18 protein-coding genes and 1 other RNA gene are annotated in these 19,401 nt (G+C 69.9%); 14 read left to right on the top strand and 5 right to left on the bottom strand.

All coding sequences use genetic code 11. From position 1 onward, the window contains the following. Positions 1–34 precede the first annotated feature (34 nt). Complete coding sequence (locus RB608_RS17215) at positions 35–2,455, top strand: DUF262 domain-containing protein (protein ID WP_308089272.1); 2,421 nt, start codon at positions 35–37, stop codon at positions 2,453–2,455. 156 nt (positions 2,456–2,611) lie between these two features. Here the strand turns inward: RB608_RS17215 and RB608_RS17210 are convergent, their stop codons facing one another. Then, complete coding sequence (locus RB608_RS17210; protein WP_308089271.1) at positions 2,612–3,646, bottom strand: leucyl aminopeptidase family protein; 1,035 nt, start codon at positions 3,644–3,646, stop codon at positions 2,612–2,614. Between the two features lie 439 nt (positions 3,647–4,085). Next, entirely contained in the window at positions 4,086–5,084 is a 999-nt protein-coding gene (locus RB608_RS17205) for a hypothetical protein (protein WP_308089270.1), read from the bottom strand. 141 nt (positions 5,085–5,225) lie between these two features. On the opposite strand from RB608_RS17205, the gene RB608_RS17200 reads away from it, so the two are divergent. The 7 genes from RB608_RS17200 (at position 5,226) to RB608_RS17170 (ending at position 14,172) form a co-directional block, all read left to right on the top strand. Further along, positions 5,226–6,296 (top strand): DUF917 domain-containing protein, encoded by a 1,071-nt coding sequence (locus RB608_RS17200; RefSeq protein WP_308089269.1) that lies wholly within the window; start codon positions 5,226–5,228, stop codon positions 6,294–6,296. Continuing rightward, positions 6,296–7,846, top strand: coding sequence for a hydantoinase/oxoprolinase family protein (locus RB608_RS17195; protein ID WP_308089268.1), 1,551 nt, complete (start codon positions 6,296–6,298; stop codon positions 7,844–7,846). The genes RB608_RS17200 and RB608_RS17195 overlap by 1 nt, the downstream gene beginning before the upstream one ends. A gap of 31 nt (positions 7,847–7,877) precedes the next feature. After that, positions 7,878–8,873 (top strand): membrane dipeptidase, encoded by a 996-nt coding sequence (locus tag RB608_RS17190; RefSeq protein WP_308089267.1) that lies wholly within the window; start codon positions 7,878–7,880, stop codon positions 8,871–8,873. Between the two features lie 32 nt (positions 8,874–8,905). Next, positions 8,906–10,486 (top strand): helix-turn-helix domain-containing protein, encoded by a 1,581-nt coding sequence (locus tag RB608_RS17185; RefSeq protein WP_308089266.1) that lies wholly within the window; start codon positions 8,906–8,908, stop codon positions 10,484–10,486. A gap of 146 nt (positions 10,487–10,632) precedes the next feature. Next, positions 10,633–11,649: a sugar ABC transporter substrate-binding protein gene (locus RB608_RS17180; RefSeq protein ID WP_308089265.1), complete on the top strand. Its 1,017-nt coding sequence runs from the start codon at positions 10,633–10,635 to the stop codon at positions 11,647–11,649. Between the two features lie 4 nt (positions 11,650–11,653). Next, complete coding sequence (locus RB608_RS17175) at positions 11,654–13,189, top strand: sugar ABC transporter ATP-binding protein (protein WP_308089264.1); 1,536 nt, start codon at positions 11,654–11,656, stop codon at positions 13,187–13,189. Continuing rightward, complete coding sequence (locus tag RB608_RS17170; protein WP_308089263.1) at positions 13,186–14,172, top strand: ABC transporter permease; 987 nt, start codon at positions 13,186–13,188, stop codon at positions 14,170–14,172. The genes RB608_RS17175 and RB608_RS17170 overlap by 4 nt, the downstream gene beginning before the upstream one ends. 51 nt (positions 14,173–14,223) lie before the next feature. Here the strand turns inward: RB608_RS17170 and rnpB are convergent. After that, positions 14,224–14,598: RNase P RNA component class A (gene rnpB / locus RB608_RS17165), an RNA gene on the bottom strand. A 52-nt stretch (positions 14,599–14,650) separates the two neighbouring features. Here rnpB and RB608_RS17160 point away from each other — a divergent pair. The 3 genes from RB608_RS17160 to RB608_RS17150 are packed head-to-tail and all read left to right on the top strand — an operon-like array spanning position 14,651 to position 15,593. Further along, on the top strand, positions 14,651–15,073 hold the full coding sequence (locus tag RB608_RS17160) for a tetratricopeptide repeat protein (RefSeq protein WP_308089262.1): 423 nt from the start codon (positions 14,651–14,653) through the stop codon (positions 15,071–15,073). Positions 15,074–15,082: 9 nt separating this feature from the next. Further along, the gene (locus RB608_RS17155) at positions 15,083–15,277 is read left to right on the top strand and encodes a hypothetical protein (RefSeq protein WP_308089261.1); all 195 of its coding nucleotides are present in this window, start codon (positions 15,083–15,085) and stop codon (positions 15,275–15,277) included. 37 nt (positions 15,278–15,314) lie between these two features. Next, positions 15,315–15,593 carry a hypothetical protein gene (locus RB608_RS17150; RefSeq protein WP_308089260.1) on the top strand — a complete coding sequence of 93 codons (279 nt, stop codon included), beginning with the start codon at positions 15,315–15,317 and terminating at the stop codon, positions 15,591–15,593. Between the two features lie 23 nt (positions 15,594–15,616). On the opposite strand, the gene RB608_RS17145 is transcribed toward RB608_RS17150, so the two are convergent. Together RB608_RS17145 and RB608_RS17140 are read right to left on the bottom strand one after the other, a co-directional pair. Then, positions 15,617–16,861 carry an NADH:flavin oxidoreductase/NADH oxidase family protein gene (locus tag RB608_RS17145; protein WP_308089259.1) on the bottom strand — a complete coding sequence of 415 codons (1,245 nt, stop codon included), beginning with the start codon at positions 16,859–16,861 and terminating at the stop codon, positions 15,617–15,619. Continuing rightward, positions 16,858–17,739 (bottom strand): SDR family NAD(P)-dependent oxidoreductase, encoded by an 882-nt coding sequence (locus RB608_RS17140; RefSeq protein ID WP_308089258.1) that lies wholly within the window; start codon positions 17,737–17,739, stop codon positions 16,858–16,860. Before RB608_RS17140 ends, RB608_RS17145 begins: the two co-directional genes overlap by 4 nt. Positions 17,740–17,822: 83 nt before the next feature. Between RB608_RS17140 and RB608_RS17135 the strand changes: the two genes are divergently transcribed. The 3 genes from RB608_RS17135 (at position 17,823) to RB608_RS17125 (ending at position 19,275) form a co-directional block, all read left to right on the top strand. Continuing rightward, entirely contained in the window at positions 17,823–18,488 is a 666-nt protein-coding gene (locus tag RB608_RS17135; protein ID WP_308089257.1) for a helix-turn-helix domain-containing protein, read from the top strand. 62 nt (positions 18,489–18,550) lie between these two features. Then, positions 18,551–18,757: a hypothetical protein gene (locus RB608_RS17130; protein WP_308089256.1), complete on the top strand. Its 207-nt coding sequence runs from the start codon at positions 18,551–18,553 to the stop codon at positions 18,755–18,757. Beyond that, complete coding sequence (locus tag RB608_RS17125) at positions 18,712–19,275, top strand: HhH-GPD-type base excision DNA repair protein (RefSeq protein ID WP_308089255.1); 564 nt, start codon at positions 18,712–18,714, stop codon at positions 19,273–19,275. Before RB608_RS17130 ends, RB608_RS17125 begins: the two co-directional genes overlap by 46 nt. The last annotated feature ends 126 nt before the right edge of the window (positions 19,276–19,401 follow it).

Below are 19,401 nucleotides of genomic sequence, written 5' to 3'. Positions count from 1 at the left end.
AGACATCGGTGGACTCCTCAATAGTCTGCGACCCGTGAAGACCGACGTGCTCACGCCGCAGGCCGTGTTCTACCTCCCCCAGCACCTCGTCGTACCCCTGTTCCAGCGTCCGTACGTCTGGGACGAGACCGACCAGTGGCTGCCGCTGTGGCAGGACATCTCTCGCCTCGCGGAGCTGCGACTGAGGGATCCCTACGCCCAGCCCACGCACTTCCTCGGCGCCGTCGTGCTGCAGGCGGTCGAGGGTCAGCACGGCGCGGTTCCCTCGAAGAACGTCATCGACGGCCAGCAGCGACTGACGACGCTCCAGCTCTTCATCGACGCCGCCGCGGCGGTCTTCGAGAGCAGGGGATTCGACGGCCTCGCCGATCAGTTCGGCGACCTGACCCACAACCGTGCCTACGGAGGAGTCGTCGAGGCCAGTCTGAAGCTGGCGCACTCGAACCAGGACGGCGTCGCGTTCCGGGAGGTGATGAACGCGGAGGCGCCGGTGGACCACGCCTCCCTCAAGCACGCGGGCTCGCGCATGACCCGCGCGCACGCCTTCTTCGCGGCGCGGGTGGATGAGTGGCTGGGCACCGGGGAGGAGGCGCGGTCCCGCGCGGACGCGCTGGCGCAGGCGGTCGGGCAGGGGCTGCAGGTCGTCGTCATCGACCTGCAGGCGCAGGAGAACTCGCAGGAGATCTTCGAGACGCTCAACGCCCGCGGCACCCCCCTGACCGCTGCGGACCTGATCAAGAACTTCGTCTTCCAGCGTCTGGAGGCGGAGGGCGCCGACACGCAGCGTGCGTACGCCGAGGACTGGCCCTTCGAGGCCACGTTCTGGGAGCAGGAGGTCAGTGTCGGGCGCTACACGATGAGCCGCGGGTCGCTCTTCCTGAGCCAGTGGCTCGGCAGCCGACTCGGTGAGGAGGTGAGCCCGCGGCAGACCTTCGTCCGGTTCAAGACCTACGTCGACTACGAGGCCGGCTCGAAGATGGGGGAGCTGCTGCTCGCGATCAAGGAGCAGGCGCGGCTCTACCGCACCTGGACCGAGCACGCGGCCGACAGCTCCCGGATCCTCACCCGTCCGGAGCTGGCGTTCTATCGGATGAGCGCCGGCGGGGTCGAGGTCCTCAAGCCCGCGATCATCTGGCTGTACGACCCCGCTCGTGAGATCCCGACCGGTGTCGCCGACGAGGTCCTCGCAATGCTCGAGTCGTGGGTGGTCCGCCGTCAGCTGCTGCGCCTCACGTCGGCGGATCTCGGTCGCATCGTCGCCGAGATCATCAAGTCCAACCGCACGACGCCGGCGGCGGAGCTGGTCGACAGCGTCCGTCACCACCTGTCACGACTGAACGTGAACTCCAACTACTGGCCCGGCGACGACGAGGTCCGCTCGCACCTCGCGACGGAGCAGTCGTACCGCCGCTATCCCCGCGGGCGCATGCGGATGTTCCTCGAGGCGGTCGAGGACCACCTGCGCTCGCGCCACGACAACCCCCAGGTCCCGCGCCTCGGCTATCACATCGAGCACGTGCTGCCCCAGAAGTGGGAGACGCACTGGCCGGTCGAGGGGCTCGAGGCCGAGCTCACGCGCGGCGAGCATGTGCACCGGCTGGGCAACCTGACCCTCCTCACCGCCAGTCTCAACGCCACCGTCTCCAACGGCCCCTGGACCAGCAAGAAGGAGCACGTCGTCGCCAACGACGTCTTCCTCCTCAACCGCCACTTCCGTGAGGCCCGGCACTGGGACGAGGCGACGATCGACGAGCGCACGGGCGTGCTGACCGGGCTGCTGTTGGAGGTCTGGCCCGTGCCGGCGGGGCACACCGGCGCCATCAGTGACGGCTCGACCAAGGTGAACTCCTGGGTCGAGGTCAAGCATCTCGTGGCAGCGGGTCTGCTGCCTGCCGGCACCGTCCTGCATTCGCGGCCCGGGCAGTGGGAGGGCCGTCGGGCGACGGTGCTGGCGGACGGCCAGGTCGAGTTCGAGGGCACGACCTACCAGAGCCCGTCGAGCGCCGGCTATCACGCCAAGGGCGGCCGCGGCGCCAACGGCTGGAACTTCTGGGTCCTGGACGACGGGCGTCGCCTCGGCGACGTGCGCGCGCAGTACCGGGGAGAGAAGGCGGACCGTCCTGCGGGATTCGACTGGTCGATTCTCCACGAAGTCCTCGAAGCCCTTCCCCCGGGCAGATGGACCTCGTACCGCGACCTCGCGGACGCGGTCGGCACCGCCCCGCAGCCGCTCGGCGCACACCTCTCGAAGTGCACCCAGTGCGCGAACGCCTGGCGGGTCCTCACCTCCGACGGACGGATCGCCCCCGGTTTCCAGTGGTCCGACCCGGACGACACCCGCGACCCCGCGGACCTGCTGCGTGAGGAGGGCGTGATGCTGGTCGGCGGCGTGGCGGCCGCCGACCAGCGCCTGGACAGCGAGGCGTTGGGGTTGTTGATCGCCGAGGGCGAATAGCCCGGCGCAGCCGGGGTCGTGGGTGGTGTCAACCTGCCTCTGCACCACCTTGGGCGGACGAAGTGCTTCAAGCGCGTGGGTGGGTCGCTCAGGCACAGCCTCGACCGGTGGGAACCGCTCGTCATCGCTCCTGACCTTCGCGCCGTCGAGTTCAGATCATGAGAGAGCCTCGCCGAGCAGGAGCTCGTGCAACAGATGGGTTCCATATCCGGTGCTCGTCTGCCGCGCTCCGCTGCCGACGGCGGCAGGGCCCGCGAAGTCGAGGTGCGCCCACGGAATGTGATCGGGGACGAACTCTCCCAGGAACAGCGCCGCGGTCAGGGCCCTGGCCGTCGACGTTCCCGGGTGGTTGCGCAGCGTGGCACCCGGCGCCGTCGAGACCAACTGGTCCTGGTACCTCGGTGCCCAAGGCAGCGACCACAGAGGTTCGCCCGCCCGACGGGCCGCGGCCTCGACGGCACGCCCGAGTGTCGGGTCACGGGCGATCAGGGCCCCGATGTCGGGGCCGAGAGCGATGACGGCTTGATACGTCAGCGTCGCAAGGTCGAGGATCGCTCGAGGCCGCGCACGGCTCGCCCAGGCAAGAGCGTCGGCGAGCATGACCCGCCCTTCGAAGTCGGTGTCGACGATCTCGATCCCGATGCCGGACAGTGTCGTGACGACATCGCCGGGGCGGGTGGCGCCGGCGCCCGGCATGTTCTCCGCCAGCGGCAGGACGGCGTGGACGGCATGGGTGGTCGGTTGGCTCGCGAGACTCGAGAGCGCGCCGAGGACGGTCGCGGCCCCTGCCTTGTCCGTGTGCATTCCCACCATCGACTCGGCCGATTTGAGCGAGAGGCCGCCGCTGTCGAACGTCACGCCCTTGCCAACCAGGGCAAGCGCGCCGATGGGAGGTTCGCTGGGCATGGTGCCGTCGGCATTGCGCCACAGCTCGACGAGAAATGGCTCTTCGGAGGATCCGGCCGCGACCGCGAGCAGACCGCCCATTCCCTCGCGGACGAGGTCGGAGTGCTCGTGCACCCGGACCGCGAAGCCGGTTGCCGATGCGATGGCGACCGCCTGATTCGCGAGCTCCCGCGGTGGGCACTGGTTGCCCCGCGCGTCGACGAGCCGCTGTGTGGTTCGAACGGCAGCGTCCACGGTCAGGGCGCGGGCCAACGCCCGGTCAGCCGGTACGCCGCCGGGATGCACGACCTCGAGCGGGAGCGGGGCCGCTGGGCGGCCGCCGCGGAGCCCGCGGAGCACACCGGCGATGGCACGGGTCAACAGCGTCTCGTCGACGACATCGCCGAGGAGGTCGAGGATCACGTTCTGGCAATCGCCCACATGGCCGACGACGGCAGCTCCGACCTCGACGCCCCACCGCGAGAAGCTCTCCGGGGAGAGGTCCGTCGGACAGGGCCGGACGACCAGGCGAGCACTGCCTCCAGGCAGGATCGGGCCGAGCAGGACCGGGCGGGCGGTTCCCGGAGGTCCTTGGTCGACGACCAGGAGAGTCTCGGGTGCGAGATCGCGGGAGTGTCCGCCTCTGCGGAGTCGGATGGAGACTGGCTCGTCGGTCATCAGGTTCATCGATTCTCCTCGAATATCCGGCACGACGCCGGCGTCCGTCGTCGCACCCCGTTGCGGATCAGAGCCGGACCGGCGATCCCCAGCCCTCTTCGTGGCTGCGCTCGAGCAGGAGGTCGACGAGTGCGGCGTCCTGGATGCCGAGTCCGACGCTGTTGAAGAGCACGACGTCCTCGGCCTCTGTTCGTGGTGAGCGCCCGGTCGCCAGCACATCGCCGAGGCCGGTCAGCTGCGATGACGTCAGCCGCCCTGCAGCCAGCGCGGCCACGATCGGACCGGCTTGGGTCTGGGCTGTCGCGAGATCGTCGACGACGACTCGGGAGCGGGCTACCGTGTCGACGTCGACCTCGGATCTGTCGGGGGCGAACCCCCCGATGCAGATCAGCGTGGCGCCCGGGCTGACCCACGGCCAGTACAGGATCGGCTGTCGGGCGGTCGTGCAGGTGAACACGAGATCGGCGCCGCCCACTGCCTCCTGGACCGACTCCGCGGCCGTGATCGTCGCGCCCGTCGCACTCAGCTCGTCGACGAAGGCCGGCAGCGTGCGGTCGAGTGGGGAGCAGATTCTCAGGTCCGCAGATGGGAAGCGCTCCGCTGCGACTCGCGCGTGCAGCCGCCCCTGGGTGCCCGAGCCGATCACGGTGATCCGATCCGCCGCCGCGGTCAGCGCGTCGGCGGCGAGCATGGACGTCGCCACCGTGCGGATCTCCGTGACCGCTTCGCCGTTCACGACCGCTGCGGGGCGCCCGTTGACCGGGTCCAGAGCCAACACGACCGCCGAGACGACCGGCGTCCCACGTCGGGCGTTGGCTGGGGCGACGCAGCCGAACTTCGCTACCGGCGTGCTGTCCACTCGGGTGCGCGCGGCGTAGGAGAAGACCATCGAGTCCTCGGGCCCGGCAAGCAGCACCCGCGGTCCGAGAAGTGCCTCGCCCGAACTGAGTCCGAGGAACGCGGTCCGCTGTGAGGTGATCACGCTGGGCAGGTCGAGCCGCCGTACCTCGTCTCCGCTCAGCACGAGTAGGGACGTCTCGACCGGGTCTTCCGTCAGTGGGCTCACAGGCCTCATCGTGGCCGGGTATCCGCACGCACCGGAGTGGCGATCCGCACACGATCACCGACTGGGCCAAGGCGTCCTGCACATCGTGGGGCGGTCAAGCCCCGTCCTACTGTCCAGCCAACTGAAGCAGGAGGAGGCGTTATGCGCTTGGTAGACATCGACGACCTCGAGGCAATCACCCTCGGGGCAACACTGCTCGGGACCGGTGGTGGCGGTGACCCGTTCATCGCCCGTCTGATGACGCATCAGGCCATCGAGGACAACGGCCCGATCAGGGTCGTCGCGCCTGACGAGCTGGATGACGACGACCTGGTGGTGACGGTGGCGGTCATCGGTGCACCGACGGTGATCATCGAGAAGGTTCCGTCCGGTCCGGAGTTCGTCGCGGCCGTCGAGGCACTCTCGTCGTACCTCGGGCAGGAGATCAAGGCGATCATGCCGGTCGAGGTCGGCGGGATGAACACCTTGATCCCGCTGACGGTCGCGTCCGAGCTGGGCCTTCCCTGCGTCGACGCAGACGGCATGCGGCGAGCATTCCCGCAGATCGAGATGACCACGTTCACCTTGGCCGGACTGTCCGCCTCCCCGATGTGTCTAGCTGACGAGAAGGGCAACAAGATCGCCTTCGAGGCGACGTCGAACCAGGTCGGCGAGAGGCTCGTCCGGGGGTCGGCCATGATGCTCGGTCTCGCGAACGCGATCGCGCTCTACGCGATGACCGTCAGGCAGCTCAAGGAGGCGGCGATCGTCGGCTCGATGGAGTACGCCATCAAGGTCGGCGACCTCTTGCTCGCTGTCCAGCGGAACGAGCCGGGCTCGTGGGAGGCCTTCTACAAGTTCACCGAGGGCCGCACCCTGTTCGAGGGCAAGGTGATCGACCTCGATCGACGCACCACCACGGGCTTCGCCCGTGGCACGGTGGTCATCGAGGCGTTCGACGAGACTTCCCGGACGATGCGGATCGAGATCCAGAACGAACTGCTCCTCGGGATCGAGGATGGTCGCACCGTCATCACACCCCCCGACCTGATCTGCCTGCTCGACCATGAGACGGCTGAGCCGATCACCACCGAGACACTCGCCTACGGGCAGCGCGTCCGTGTTCTCGGACTCCCCTGTGCGTCGGAGTGGCACCGCGATGGATTCCTGGATGTGGTCGGGCCGCGTGCCTTCGGCTACGACGTCGACTACGTGAACTTCGGAGGCAACTGATGAGTCTGCGCATTGGCATCGACGTCGGAGGCACGAACACCGACGCAGCGATCGTCGACGACGACGGAAAGGTCGTGGCGTCGACGAAGTCGGCGACCACCCCTGACCCGTTCGACGGGATCAGGACGTCGCTCTCGAAGGTCGTGGGCGAGGTGGACCCCTCGTTGATCTCCCAGGCCATGCTCGGGACCACTCATCCCGCCAACGCGATCATCCAGCGCCGCGACCTGGACCGGGTCGGTGTCCTGCGACTCGCGGCGCCGGCAACCCAAGGGGTGCGACCCGGAGCGGGCTGGCCCAAGGACCTGCACCAGGCGATCATCGCACGGAGCGAGGTGATCGCTGGTGGCAACGAGTACGACGGCGCGGAGATCGCGCCGCTGGACGAGGACGCCGTCCGGCGGTTCGCCGCGAGCTGCGGCGGAGAAGTCGGAGCCATCTCCGTGTCGGCGCCCTTCTCACCGGCCAGCCACGACCACGAGCTGCGGACGGCCGAGATCCTGGCCGAGGAGCTCGGCTCGGACTTCGCGGTGTCCTTGAGCCACCAGGTCGGTGCGCTCGGGATGCTCGAGCGTGAGAACGCGACGATCCTGAACTCCTCATTGCTCGGGGTCGCCCGGAGCGTTGTGGCCGGGTTCCACGCTGCGCTGGCGGAGAACGGCCTCGACGTGGATTCCTACCTCACCCAGAACGACGGGACCCTGATGTCCTCGGAGGAGGCCGTGCGCTTCCCCGTCCTGACGCTCGGGTCCGGCCCGACGAACTCGATGCGGGGCGCCTGCTCGCTCGCCGGGATCGCTGACGCGATCGTGGTCGACGTCGGCGGCACCTCCGCCGACGTGGGCATCCTGGTCGACGGCTTCCCCCGCGAGTCGACCGCCGCAGTCGAGGTGGGCGGGGTGCGCACCAACTTCAGGATGCCCGACCTCATCTCCATCGGTCTCGGCGGCGGCAGCGTCGTCCGCAACCAGGGGGGCGACGTGACCGTGGGACCCGACTCGGTGGGCTACCGGGTGGTGACGGAGGCGCGGGTTCGCGGCGGTCAGGTGCTCACCCTCTCCGATCTCTCGGTCGCGGCCGGTCGGCTGCACGGCTTCGGTGACCGCGAGCTGCTCGGGGACCTGGACGACGCTGTCGTCCGACTGGCGATGGCCTGGGTGGACCAGCAGGTCGAGTCGATGGCGGACCGCATGAAGGCCAGTCGGGAGAGCCTGCCTCTGATCGCCGTGGGCGGAGGCAGCCACCTGGTGGCGGACCACGTGCGTGGGGTGAGCGAGGTTGTCCGCCCGGAGAATCATGCGGTCGCGAACGCGTTCGGGGCGGCGATCGCGGAGGCGTCTGGCTCGATCGACCGCGTGTTCCGCTACGGCGACCGAGGACGCGCGGCCTGCCTGGAGGAGGCCCGAGGACTGGCCGTCGACGCTGCCGTGCGGGCTGGTGCCGCGCGTGAGGCAGTGCGGATCACCTCGATGGTCGAGGTGCCACTGACCTATGTGCCCGGTGAGGCCTCACGGGTCCAAGTCAAGGCGGCCGGGCCGTTGGCTCGATGAATGGTCACCTGAATCAGCGTCGGAGATCACCATGACTGCGATGGTTGCGGACTGCCACAACGACCTGCTGATGGCGGTGCGGCACCTTCGCGAACGCGGTCACCAGGACCCGTTCGGCGACTTCTGGCTCCCGCAGCTGCGGAGCGGAGGTGTCGGGTTGCAGGTGCTCCCGGTCTGCACGGAGGAGCAGTACGTCGGCGAGGGCGCGCTGCGCCGGTGCCTGCTCATGCTCGACGAGGCGCACAGGCTCGCCGACGCGCACGCGGGGGATGTCGCCATCGTGACCACGAGTCGGCAGTTGACCGAGACGCTGGAGGCCGGCCGGATCGCTCTGGTCCTCGCGATCGAGGGCGCGGAGCCGTTCGGCCAGAGCGTCGAGCTCGTCGACGTGCTCTGGCGTCAGGGCGTGCGGATGTGTTCGTTGACCTGGAATCGCCGCACGATGATGGCCGACGGCGTCGGCGAACGCGACACCGGAGGGCGGCTGACCGGGCTGGGGGTCGACACCGTGCGCTGTCTGGAGGACCGCGGGGTGGTCGTCGACGTCTCGCACCTGTCGGAAGCCGGCTTCTTCCACCTCGTGGAGATCGCGTCCCGGCCGATGATCGCGTCGCACTCGTCGTGCCGCGCGGTCTGCGGGCATCCTCGCAACCTCAGCGACGCACAGCTCGAGATCCTGTCCCGGCAGGGCGGATTCGTGGCTGTGAACGCCTTCGGGCCTTTCCTCGCCGAGACGGCTCCGGCGACGGTGTCCGACTTCGTCGACCACGTCGAGCACGCGGTCTCGGTGATGGGCGCGCACGCGGTGGGTCTCGGGACCGACTTCATCGGCGACGTCGCCGCCACCGTCGACCCGATTCTGACCGGGTTGCTGGCATCCTCGGACATCCCGGTGACGCCCGGTCTGGAGCGGCCCGCGGACTTTCCTCGCCTGGTGACCGCTCTGGGTCGACGCCTCGGGGCAGATCTCGCCGCACGGGTGGCCGGGAAGAACCTGGTCGAGTTCCTGACGCGGGCACTGCCCTAGTGACGGGCCCGTGGGGTCGGCACACTGTCCACATGGCCGATCGCGCGAGCGACCCCGATGCCCTGACGGGCCACCAGTTGGTCGCGCTCCCGATGCTCGCTGCGGCGGACGTGCTCGGTGGCGGCAGCGGCCTCGTCAAGGTGGTCCGCCAGGTCTTGACCGCGCCGACGGGCAAGCTGGAGGGCGAGGGCGTTCCCGGCTGCGTGGTCCTCCTGGACGGCACTCGATTCACCGAGGACACCTTCGAGGTCGACTTCGCGCTCCGGTGGGCCGCCAACACCGGCGCGTCGATGCTGGTGGTCGTCCGGCCAGCGTCCGACATCGGCCTGGCCAGTCGCCGTCTGGCGAACAAGGTCGCAGTCCCGCTGGTCGTGATCGACGCAGATCCGGTCCTGCTGGCGGACGGTCTGCGTGAGCAGGTGCTGGCGCCGGCGCGGACGCTGGCGGAACAGGTCATCAACCTGGTCGAGCGTCTCGGTCGGGTCACCGAGCGCCAAGGCGTGGAGGGTCTGCTCGCCACGATCGACGGCTGCCTGGACGCCGCGACCTCCTTGGTCGGGTACGACGGTGTCGTGCTGGTTGGGGAGCCATTGGACGATCCGCTACCCGAGGCTGACCGGCTTCCCGTGCAGACGACCGGGGTCGTCGGTGACCGGGCAGCGGTCATCCAACCTGTCGCGCTCGCAGCGGGGGAGGCGCCCACGTTCTGGCTGGTCACGCAGCGTCGCTCCCCGACGTCGGCCTGGCGGCGGGCGGCCTCGACCGGAACGCAGTTGGCCAGCACCTACATCGCGACCAGACTGATCGCCAACCGGTTGGAGCAGGAACGTGACGCCCGGTTCAGGCTGGGTGTCTTGAACTCGGTCATCGCCTCGGCTGAGTTCCCCGAGGCGGTCCTGGTCGAGCAGATCGGCACACTCGGCTGGAAGGTCGACGGCTGGTGCACCGCGGTCCACGTCCTCGCTGCCGGGCCGATCGACCAGCAACGGCTTCTCGCGATGTCCGACGACATCCGCCACCTGCTCGGCGACATCGGGCTCGACCACCACCTGGTCGAGCGTCCCGACGGCTGGACGACGTGGATCACGGCGTCGAAGGAACCGCCTGCCGATCAGTACACGACCACGACCAAGGCTGTCGCGGCTGCACTGCGTGCCTTCGCCTCCAACCGGCCGGGGTTGCGTGTCTATGCCGGGATCGGACGTCCGTACGTGGGCATCCCCGGGTTGCGGAAGAGTCTCGGCGAGGCGCAGGAGGCCGTCACGATCGCGCAGGCCGGGGGTACGCGCACGGCGGTGAAGCACGTCGACGAGATGGGCGTCCAGCGGATTCTGGTCGGCTGGTACGCATCGGAGGAGTTCCGCGCCTTCGCGACGACCCTGCTCCGGCCCTTGACTGCCGCTGGTCGCGAGGACGAGCTGCTCAAGACCCTTGAGGTGTACCTCGACAACGAGTCCTCGCCCACCGTGACCGCTGAGGTCCTCGGGGTCCATCGGAACACGGTGATCAAGCGAGTGGCGCGTATCCGCGACCTTCTCGCGGTCGACCTGGACGAGCCGGACCAGCGCCTCGCGGTCCAGCTCGCCTGTCGGGTGTCGCATCTCCTGGGCTGACGCCCAGCTTCGGTCGTACGGAGTGTGCACCGCACACCGGCTGCGCCTTCGGGTGTGCGGATCGCACCTGAACAGCGGTGCCTGACCGACTTTATGGTGCGGGTCACGACAAGGGAACCAGCCCTTGGAAGCCCCGGGAGAAGACCATGGAATCGACCCGAACCTCCTCGTTCGTCAGGAGCATCGCCGCGCTCACGGTGTTGTCCATCTCCGCCGCCGGGTGCGCGGTGTCGAACGATTCGTCCAGCGGGAAGGACGGGTACGACGTCGCCTACCTGTCGGCAAGCGCCGCGAACACCTGGCTGGCCTCGTCGCGGGAGGCAATGCAGAAGGTTGCCGACGAGCGTGACGTCACCATCACCGAGTTCGACGCCAAGTTCACGCCCGGGCTCCAGTCGAAGCAGATCCAGGACATCATCAGCGCGAAGAAGTACGACGGGATCGTGATCGCCTCGGTCGACGGCGTCGGCGTCCAGCCCGCTCTCGAGAACGCGATCAAGGCCGGCCTCGACGTCGTGGTCCTCAACCAGGTCATCGGCAAGGAACTCGACACTGCCGAGCCGCAGGTCCCCGGCGTCGCAGCGTCGGTGCTGTCGCCGCCGCTCAAGACGGGGGAGCGGATGGGCGAGCTCGCGCTCTCGGCCTGTGAGGGGGTCGTGCCGTGTCGGGTCGTCTACCTCTACGGGGCCAAGGGCACGCCTCTCGACAGCGCCCAGCGCACCGGTTTCGACGCCACGATCGAGAGCAACCCCGACATCGAGGTGATCGCGGAGGGCGAAGGCGGCTATCTCGGCACCGATCAGCCTCGCAAGACCGTGCAGGACATCCTCCAGTCGCACCCGGAGTTCGACGTCCTCGTCGGCACCGGAGACCAGCAGATCCGAGGAGCACTCCTTGCGCTCGACGACGCCGGCAAGAAGGGCGTGAAGGTCATCGGTGTCGGTGGATCGGAGCCGGCGATCGAAGCGATCAAGGCAGGAACCTGGTACGGCGACGTGGCGGGTGTGCCGGGCGATGAAGGGACCCAGGCCATCGAGGCGTTGATCGCCGCCATGGCCGACGGCACCGTGACCGGTGGCATCGACACGGCCGAGGACCTGCCCAACGGTGGCCTGATCACCCAGGACAACGTCACGCTGTTCGCACCGCAGTGGAAGGGCTGACCCGATGACGACGCCCGTGCCGTTCCTTCGGCTCACCGATGTCCACAAGTCGTTCGGGGCGGTCCATGCGCTCCGCGGCGTGGACATCACCGTCGAGGCGGGGACGATTCACGCGCTGGTCGGTGAGAACGGCGCGGGCAAGTCGACCCTGGGCAAGGTGATGGCTGGGCTGCACCGGCCGGACCGGGGCACGGTCCAGGTCCAGGGGCGAACAGTCGATCTCCAGAGCCCCCGGGACGCTCTGGGGCATGGGATCACGATCGTCGCGCAGGAGCTCGCGCTGGTCGAGCCGCGCTCGGTCCTGGAGAACGTCTACCTCGGCTCTGAGCCGCACCGCGGCCCGGTGGTACGCACGCGTCTACTGCGCCGTTGGTTCGCCGAGCTCACCGAGCGGACCGGGATCGCCGTACCGCCGGATGCCTGCGTCCAGGACCTGTCGATAGCCGATCAGCAGAAGGTCGAGATCTTGCGTGCCCTGGCCCGGGGAGCTGAGGCGATCGTGATGGACGAGCCCACTGCCCGGCTGGCAAGCCACGAGGCAGAAGGTCTGGTCACGATCCTGCGTCAGCTCGCGGCGAGCGGCACCACCATCGTGTACGTCTCGCACTTCCTCGACGAGGTACTCCAGGTCGCTGACCGGGTCACGGTGTTGCGCGACGGCCAACTGGTGAGCACGTCACCGGCCGACGACCACACCGCGGATTCGCTCGTCGAGGCGATGGTCGGTCGCTCTCTCGCTTCTGCGTTCCCTGCCAAGCAGCTTCCAGCGTCCGCCGCCCCACTGCTCGAGGTCGAGAATCTTGGTCGAGACGGCGTCTTCGCCGGCATCGACCTCGAGGTCCGGCCTGGTGAGGTGGTGGTGATCACCGGTCTTGTCGGCGCGGGCCGCAGCGAAGTCCTGCAGTGCATCGTCGGCGACCGCCGAGCGGACCACGGAACGGTCAGACTGTGTGGGGCGACCAAGCGGTTCCGCCATCCCCGGGCGGCCGTCGACGCAGGCATCGCCTACGTCCCGGAGTCCCGCAAGACCCACGGTCTGCTCCTGGAGACCTCGGTCAACGGCAATGTGTCGTTGCCGCAGCTCAAGAAGCTCACCCGGGGCCTGAGCATCAGCCGGGCGCGCGAACGCGAGCTGGTGGCAGCGGCGATCACCCGGGTGGGGGTGAAGGCCGCTAACCCGGCGCTGCCGGTATCGACCTTGTCCGGTGGGAACCAGCAGAAGGTGCTGTTCGCCAAGGCGCTGTCGGGCGACCCGGTGCTTCTGGTCGCCGACGAGCCGACTCGCGGCGTCGACGTCCAGGCAAAGCGGCAGATCTACGACGTGCTCGTGGATCTGGCGTCACGCGGGCTGGGCGTCCTCGTCGTCTCCTCCGAGATGGAAGAGGTCCTTGGGCTCGCTCACCGCGTCGTGGTGATGCGGACCGGACGCGTCGCGGGTCAGCTTGCCGGCCCGGACATCACCGAAGCCAACATCGCCGCGCTCGCCTTCGACAGGCCGGCCGGTGGGTCACCCAGCAACGATGCAGGAGGAACGTCATGACCGCTGAGACGATCAACCCTCGAACGCCACGCGCGGTCCGCGGCTTGCCGAGCCTGCGGGCCGGTGCCCAGTACGGCGTCCTGTGGGCGACCCTGGCCCTTTTCACGGTGCTGGCCGTAACGACTCCCGGCTTCGCCACAACCGACAATCTGCGGAACCTGCTCGACCAGCAGGCCACGGTCCTGATCGTCGCGGCACCCCTCACCCTGGCTGTGATCGCGGGAGTCTTCGACGTCAGCGCCTCAGCGGTCTACGTGCTCGCACCGCTCGCCGCGATCCAGGTCCAGAACCAGACGGGGTCGATTCCGCTGGCCGTTCTGGTCGCGCTCACCTGTGGTGTGCTCTGCGGGGCCGTCAACGCGACGTTCGTCGTCCTTCTCAGGGTGAACTCGTTCATCGCCACGCTCGCCACCTCGTACGTGTTCTTCGGCGTCGGCTACCTGGTCAGCGATCAGGCGATCCTGACCCCCGGCGATGCCGCGTTCCGCGACCTGGCGACGAAGCAGATCCTCGGAGTCACCTCGGCAACCTGGCTGGCTGCCCTGGTCGTCGGTATCACCTGGTTCCTGCTCACGCGGAGCAGGATGGGCCGCTATGTGTATGCCACGGGCGCGAACCCGGACGCAGCCCGGCTCTCGGGCATCCGCACCGGCGGAATCGTGGCGGCGACGCTGGTGCTGGTCGGCACGTCGGCCGGCTTCGCCGGCCTCGTCAACGCGTCCCAGGGGATGAGCGCCCAGGCGACGGACGACTTCGGCTTCGTGTTCACCGTGATCGCTGCGGTGGTCGTCGGCGGTACCTCGATCGCAGGCGGGTCCGGCGCCGTCTGGCGCACGGTCGTGGGTGCGGTGTTCATCGCGATGATCGGCAACGGACTCAACCTGAACCAGATCGACCCGATCTACCAGCGCATCATCCTCGGCGTCGTGATCCTGCTCGCGGTCGCGCTCGACGCCACGGCTCGCCGACGTCTGACGAACTGACCGGATGCCCTTGCGCGGCCGTCGACCCGTCCGCAACTGGTGGCGGTGCGGGGGACGGGCTGGCCTGTAAGCCGGGTTCTGTCCCCTGTCACCAGGGGGGCGACCATCCATCTAGGACTGCCGTTGCCGACAGCCTCCAGCGACCTACCCGCACACTCGGACGAGCCGCCCTCGAACGTGTGCTGTCTGGTCTTGCTCCGGGTGGGGTTTGCCTAGCTGTGCCGGTCTCCCGGCGCACTGGTGGGCTCTTGCCCCACCGTTTCACCCTTACCTCGCCCCGAGGGGCGAGGCGGTCTGTTCTCTGTGGCACTGTCCCGCGGGTCACCCCGGGTGGGTGTTACCCACCACCCTGCTCTGTGGAGCCCGGACTTTCCTCGGGATCCGACGCCTCACGGCGATGGATCACGCGGTCGCCCGGCCAGCCCGTCCGCGGCACACTCTAGGGAACAAGGGGTCCTCCGGGACAGTTGAGGCCGACATGGACGAGATGCCCGAGATCAAGGTGCTGCCGCCGATCATCTTCCCGGGCACGAGCGCACGCCACGAGGTGGCCTACCGGACCGCCCACGACTTCCTCTCCCGGCGGGCGCCGCGCGAGGCGCTCGAGGTCCTCGAGCCCGCGCTGGAGAAGGAGCCCGACAACCGGGGGCTGCGCTCGCTGCGGGCGTGGGCCTACCTGATGCGCGCCCAGCTCCAGAAGGCAGCCGACGAGCTGACCGGCCTGGTCGCCGACGACCCGGCCGACGCGTGGAGCAGGCATGCGCTCGGACGGGCGCTGGAGCGTCAGGCGAAGTACGGCGAGGCGCTGCCGCACCTGCGGCTGGCGGCGGCGATGACGGGCGATCCCGAGCACGAGTACGACGTGCTGCGGGTCGAGCGGCTGGCGGGTCGGCTGGAGTAGGTTCGGACCATGTCCACGGACTCCGAGTACTGGTTCTGTCTCAAGCACCACACGGTCGAGGGCGTCGAGGGCTGCCCCAACAAGGACCGCCTCGGCCCGTACCCGACGCAGGCCGAGGCGGCGCGGGCGCTGGAGAAGGCAGCGGAGCGCACCGAGGAGTGGGACGAGGACCCGGTGTGGAACGACCGCACCGAGGACGAGTAGTCCGTTGGCGTTCTCCCGCCGCCGCCGGATCCGCCCGGTGGCGATCGATCCTGCCTCCGGTCAGCGGATCTCGCCATGGCCGTTCGTGGGCCTGGTGCTGCTGGTCTCGTCGTTCTTCCTTTACGCCGCCGCGGGACTGCTCGCGCCGGCGTGGGCGGTCGTCGTCCTGCTGCTGACCTGGCTGGCGATGTTCGTGCTGTGCTTCGTCTGGTGGAGCTCGCACCCGAAGCGGACCGTCGTGCTCGGGGTCGTCTCGTTCGTGTGGTGGTGGGTGGCGATCACCGCGGGCGGGATCCTGCTCGACTGGTCGGCGTGAGAGAAGCCTGACCCACCCGGGGCTCAGCCGCGCTGGGCGCGGAACGCCCCCGGTCCGTTGCGCAGGCCCAGCCACAGCGCGGCCTCGGCCCACGACCGGCCCGGGTCGGGCTCCTTGCCGGCGCCCAGCCGGTGCAGCTGGTCGGTGTGCCAGGACAGGTCGAGCGCGCCGTCGAGCTGCTTGAGGTCGGCCACCTTGCCGAGGACCGGGCGGAGACCGGCCTGCACCCGCGCGGTGGGCAGCGTCGCGCGTCCGTCGCGCAGGATGGCGCGCGGCGCGTCGGGCAGCAGGCAGGTGGGGCGGCCCAGACCGACGATGTCGCAGTCGCCCGACGCGACGGCGGACTCCATGGCCGTGGCGGAGCGGAAGCCGCCCGTCACGGCGATGGGTACGTCGCCGGCGACATCGCGCACCGACGCGGCGTACTCGAGGAAGTAGGCCTCGCGCGCGGCGGTCGAGGCGCGCATGGTGCCCATCATCGCGGGCGCCTCGTAGGAGCCGCCGCTGATCTCGATCAGGTCGATGTCGTCGGCGACGAGGGACCGGACGACCTCGCGCGACTCCTCCTCGGTGAACCCGCCGCGCTGGAAGTCGGCGGAGTTGAGCTTGATCCCCACCCCGAAGCCGCGGGAGGTGGTCGCGCGGATCGCGCGCAGCACCTCGAGCACGAACCGCCGGCGTCGCTCGGGGTCGCCACCCCAGGCGTCGTCGCGCTGGTTGGTGCGCGGGGAGAGGAACTGGGTGACGAGGTAGCCGTGCGCGCCGTGGATCTGCACGCCCGCGAAGCCCGCCCGCTCGGCGACGGCGGCCGCCGCGGCGTACCTGTCGACGATCTCGCGGATCTCGGCGTCCTCGAGCGCGCGCGGCTTGACGGCGCCGGGCACCTTGGCCTGGATCGCGCTCGGCGCGACCGGGCGGTTGCGGCCGACGAGGGCGTTGGCCTGGCGGCCCGGGTGGTTGACCTGCATCCACAGCGGAGTGCCGCCGTCCTGGAAGCCGGACGCCCAGGTCCGCAGCCGGTCGAGGTGGCGGTCGTCCTCGACCACCACGTTGCCGGGCTCGCCGAGATGGCGCCGGTCGATCATCACGTTGCCGGTGACGACCAGGCCGTAGCCGCCGTCCGCCCAGCGTCCGTAGAGCCGCTCGAGTCGCTCGGACGGCCCGCCGTCGCGGTCGCCGAGCGACTCGCTCAGCGCGGACTTCATGAACCGGTTGGCGAGCTTCTGCCCGTGGGGCAGCGCGATCGGGGAGTCGAGGTGGGTGGTCATGCGGAGGCCTTCTTCCGGGCGGCGGCGCCCACGGGACGGGTGGTGGGGGCCTGGAGCGAGGCGGTCAACCGGCGCGACACCGCCGCGAACGGTCGCTGGTACGCCGCCCCGAGGACCCGCACGACGAGGTCGACCGCGACGGCGTCGGCGCCGATGAGCACCTTGGGCCGGCGGGCGCGGACGCCGCGCAGGATGGTGCGCGCGGCGGTCTCGGGCGACGTACGGGTCAGCCGCTCCTCGAAGACCCGCGCGATGCCGGAGATGTCGGCGGCGTTGCTGGCCGTCGCGTTGTTGACGATATTGGTCCGGATCCCGCCGGGGTGGACGCAGGTGACGCCGACGGGGTGGCCGTCGACGAGCATCTCCTGGCGCAGTGCCTCGGTGAACCCGCGCACCGCGAACTTCGCGGCGTTGTAGGAGCTCTGCGTCGGCACGCCGAACAGCCCGAACACGCTGGAGACGTTGACGACGTGGCCGTCGCCGGAGGCGATCAGGTGGGGGAGGAACGCCTTGGTGCCGTGCACGACGCCCCAGAAGTCGACGTCGATGACCTTCTCTATGTCCTCGTAGGGACTCTCCTCGACCGTGCCGAAGATGGTGATGCCGGCGTTGTTGACGACCAGGTTCACCCCGCCGAGGCGGTCGGCGACCGCGTCGGCCCACGCGTGCACCGCCGCCCGGTCCCGTACGTCGAGCACGGTGCTGTGCGGTGTCGCGCCCGCCTCCTCCAAGAGGGCGGCGGTCTCGGCGAGGCCGGTGGCGTCCCAGTCGCTGATCGCGACCCGCGCACCCTCGGCGGCGAGCTGGAGCGCGAGCGCCCGGCCGATGCCCGACCCCGCGCCCGTGACGGCGGCGACCTTGTCCCGGAAGTCCTTCATAGCCGGGAACCTAGTTCCCAGTCAGGCGACTTGACAAGTCATCTGACTTGCAAAGTGCGCGAGACCTGCGCCACGATCGCGCCATGACAGCGGGCGCGGTGGCGGGCACGGCAGCGGGCACGGTGGGGGGCACGGTGGGGGAGACGCGGGCGCGTCGTCAGGTCGACCGCCGCGCCGCGACCACCGAGCGGCTCCTCGACGCGACCATCGAGTGCCTCGCCGAGGACGGGTACGTCGCGACGACCACCCGCCGCGTCGCCGAGCGGGCCGGCGTCAGCCAGGGAGCGCAGCAGCACTACTTCCCGACCAAGGCCGCCCTGGTCGACGCGGCGATGGTGCGTCTGGTCGAGCAGCTCCTCGCCGACGCGGCCTCCCGCGGCTTGGACGTCGGCACCGAGCACGAGCGCGCCGGCGCGCTGCTCGACCTGATCTGGGAGATCCACCACCTCCCGATCACCCCGGCTGTCCTCGAGCTCTTCAACGTCGCCCGCACCGAGCCGGCCCTGGCCCAGCGCGTCGCCGAGATCGTGTGCGGCGGCATGGGCGAGGTCCAGGCCATCGCCGCCGCCGTCCTGCCGTCGTACGCCGGGCGCGCGGGCTTCGCCGACTTCGTCCAGATCGCGATGGCCACCGTCCGCGGGACCGTCCTGGTCGCCAACATCCCCGGCGCCGCAGGGGCGCACCCCACCTGGCCGGTGCTGCGGGCGCACCTGCTGGAGAGCCTGGAGCGGCTGGGCTCGCCCGCATGACCTCCCGGGACCACTAGGACGCCGCCGCGGACGAGCGGGTCCCGGCGCGGCGACGTACCGAGATGTCGACCTGGGTCGACGTCGGCGTCAACAGCGGCAGCGCGCTCGGCACCGCCGGCGCCGGAGTGCTCGCCGGTGGGGGAGCCGCCCTGCCCTTCGCGCTCGCCGCCGCCCTGTCGGCAGGCGCTGCCACGGTCGCGGTGGTGTGGGGCAGGATGTCCCCATGGCGATCCACATCACCGACGACCCGGCGGCCGACGAGCTGCTGAGCTCCAACCCGTTCGCGCTGCTCGTCGGGATGATGCTCGACCAGCAGTACCCGATGGAGCACGCCTTCCTGGGCCCGCAGAAGGTGATCGGCCGGTTCGGCAGCTTCGACCCGGCCGCGATCGCGGCCGCGGACCCCGAGGAGTTCGCCGCGCTCTGCTCGACGACGCCCGCGATCCACCGGTTCCCGGGGTCGATGGCGGCGCGGCTGCAGGAGCTCGCGCGCCTCGTCGTCGAGCAGTACGACGGGCACACCGAGCGGATCTGGATGGAGGCCGCCGACGGCAAGGACCTGCTCAAGCGGATCCAGGCGCTGCCGGGCTTCGGCGCGCAGAAGGCGAAGATCTTCGTCGCGCTCGTGGCCAAGCAGCTCGACGTACGCCCGGCGGGCTGGGAGAAGGCGGCCGGCGACTACGCGCTGGAGGGCTACCGGTCGGTGGCCGACGTGGTGGACCCGGTGTCGCTGCAGAAGGTGCGCGACTACAAGAAGGCAGCCAAGGCCGCGGCGAAGGCCGGCTGACCTCGCGGTTGCTGAGCGGACCCTGAGCCGACGCTGAGGCGGCGCTGAGCCCCGATGCGCGAACGGCTGGGGGTGCCGTGGCAGAATGACGAGAGCGGTCTTGACACCTCCGGTCTTTGCCGCGCC

It is taken from the genome of Nocardioides sp. LHD-245 (assembly GCF_030929495.1).
Classification (GTDB): Bacteria; Actinomycetota; Actinomycetes; order Propionibacteriales; family Nocardioidaceae; genus Nocardioides.
This window is presented reverse-complemented; position numbering and strand designations above follow the sequence as displayed.

Bases quoted from the DNA above. Each gene is read 5' to 3' on its own strand.
- RB608_RS17160 (WP_308089262.1), top strand. From the start codon at position 14,651: ATGGACGAGATGCCCGAGATCAAGGTGCTGCCGCCGATCATCTTCCCG.
- RB608_RS17195 (WP_308089268.1), top strand. From the start codon at position 6,296: ATGAGTCTGCGCATTGGCATCGACGTCGGAGGCACGAACACCGACGCA.
- RB608_RS17155 (WP_308089261.1), top strand. From the start codon at position 15,083: ATGTCCACGGACTCCGAGTACTGGTTCTGTCTCAAGCACCACACGGTC.
- RB608_RS17175 (WP_308089264.1), top strand. From the start codon at position 11,654: ATGACGACGCCCGTGCCGTTCCTTCGGCTCACCGATGTCCACAAGTCG.
- RB608_RS17185 (WP_308089266.1), top strand. From the start codon at position 8,906: ATGGCCGATCGCGCGAGCGACCCCGATGCCCTGACGGGCCACCAGTTG.
- RB608_RS17125 (WP_308089255.1), top strand. From the start codon at position 18,712: ATGGCGATCCACATCACCGACGACCCGGCGGCCGACGAGCTGCTGAGC.
- RB608_RS17135 (WP_308089257.1), top strand. From the start codon at position 17,823: ATGACAGCGGGCGCGGTGGCGGGCACGGCAGCGGGCACGGTGGGGGGC.
- RB608_RS17170 (WP_308089263.1), top strand. From the start codon at position 13,186: ATGACCGCTGAGACGATCAACCCTCGAACGCCACGCGCGGTCCGCGGC.
- RB608_RS17200 (WP_308089269.1), top strand. From the start codon at position 5,226: ATGCGCTTGGTAGACATCGACGACCTCGAGGCAATCACCCTCGGGGCA.
- RB608_RS17190 (WP_308089267.1), top strand. From the start codon at position 7,878: ATGACTGCGATGGTTGCGGACTGCCACAACGACCTGCTGATGGCGGTG.
- RB608_RS17180 (WP_308089265.1), top strand. From the start codon at position 10,633: ATGGAATCGACCCGAACCTCCTCGTTCGTCAGGAGCATCGCCGCGCTC.
- RB608_RS17140 (WP_308089258.1), bottom strand. From the start codon at position 17,739: ATGAAGGACTTCCGGGACAAGGTCGCCGCCGTCACGGGCGCGGGGTCG.
- RB608_RS17145 (WP_308089259.1), bottom strand. From the start codon at position 16,861: ATGACCACCCACCTCGACTCCCCGATCGCGCTGCCCCACGGGCAGAAG.
- RB608_RS17130 (WP_308089256.1), top strand. From the start codon at position 18,551: ATGTCGACCTGGGTCGACGTCGGCGTCAACAGCGGCAGCGCGCTCGGC.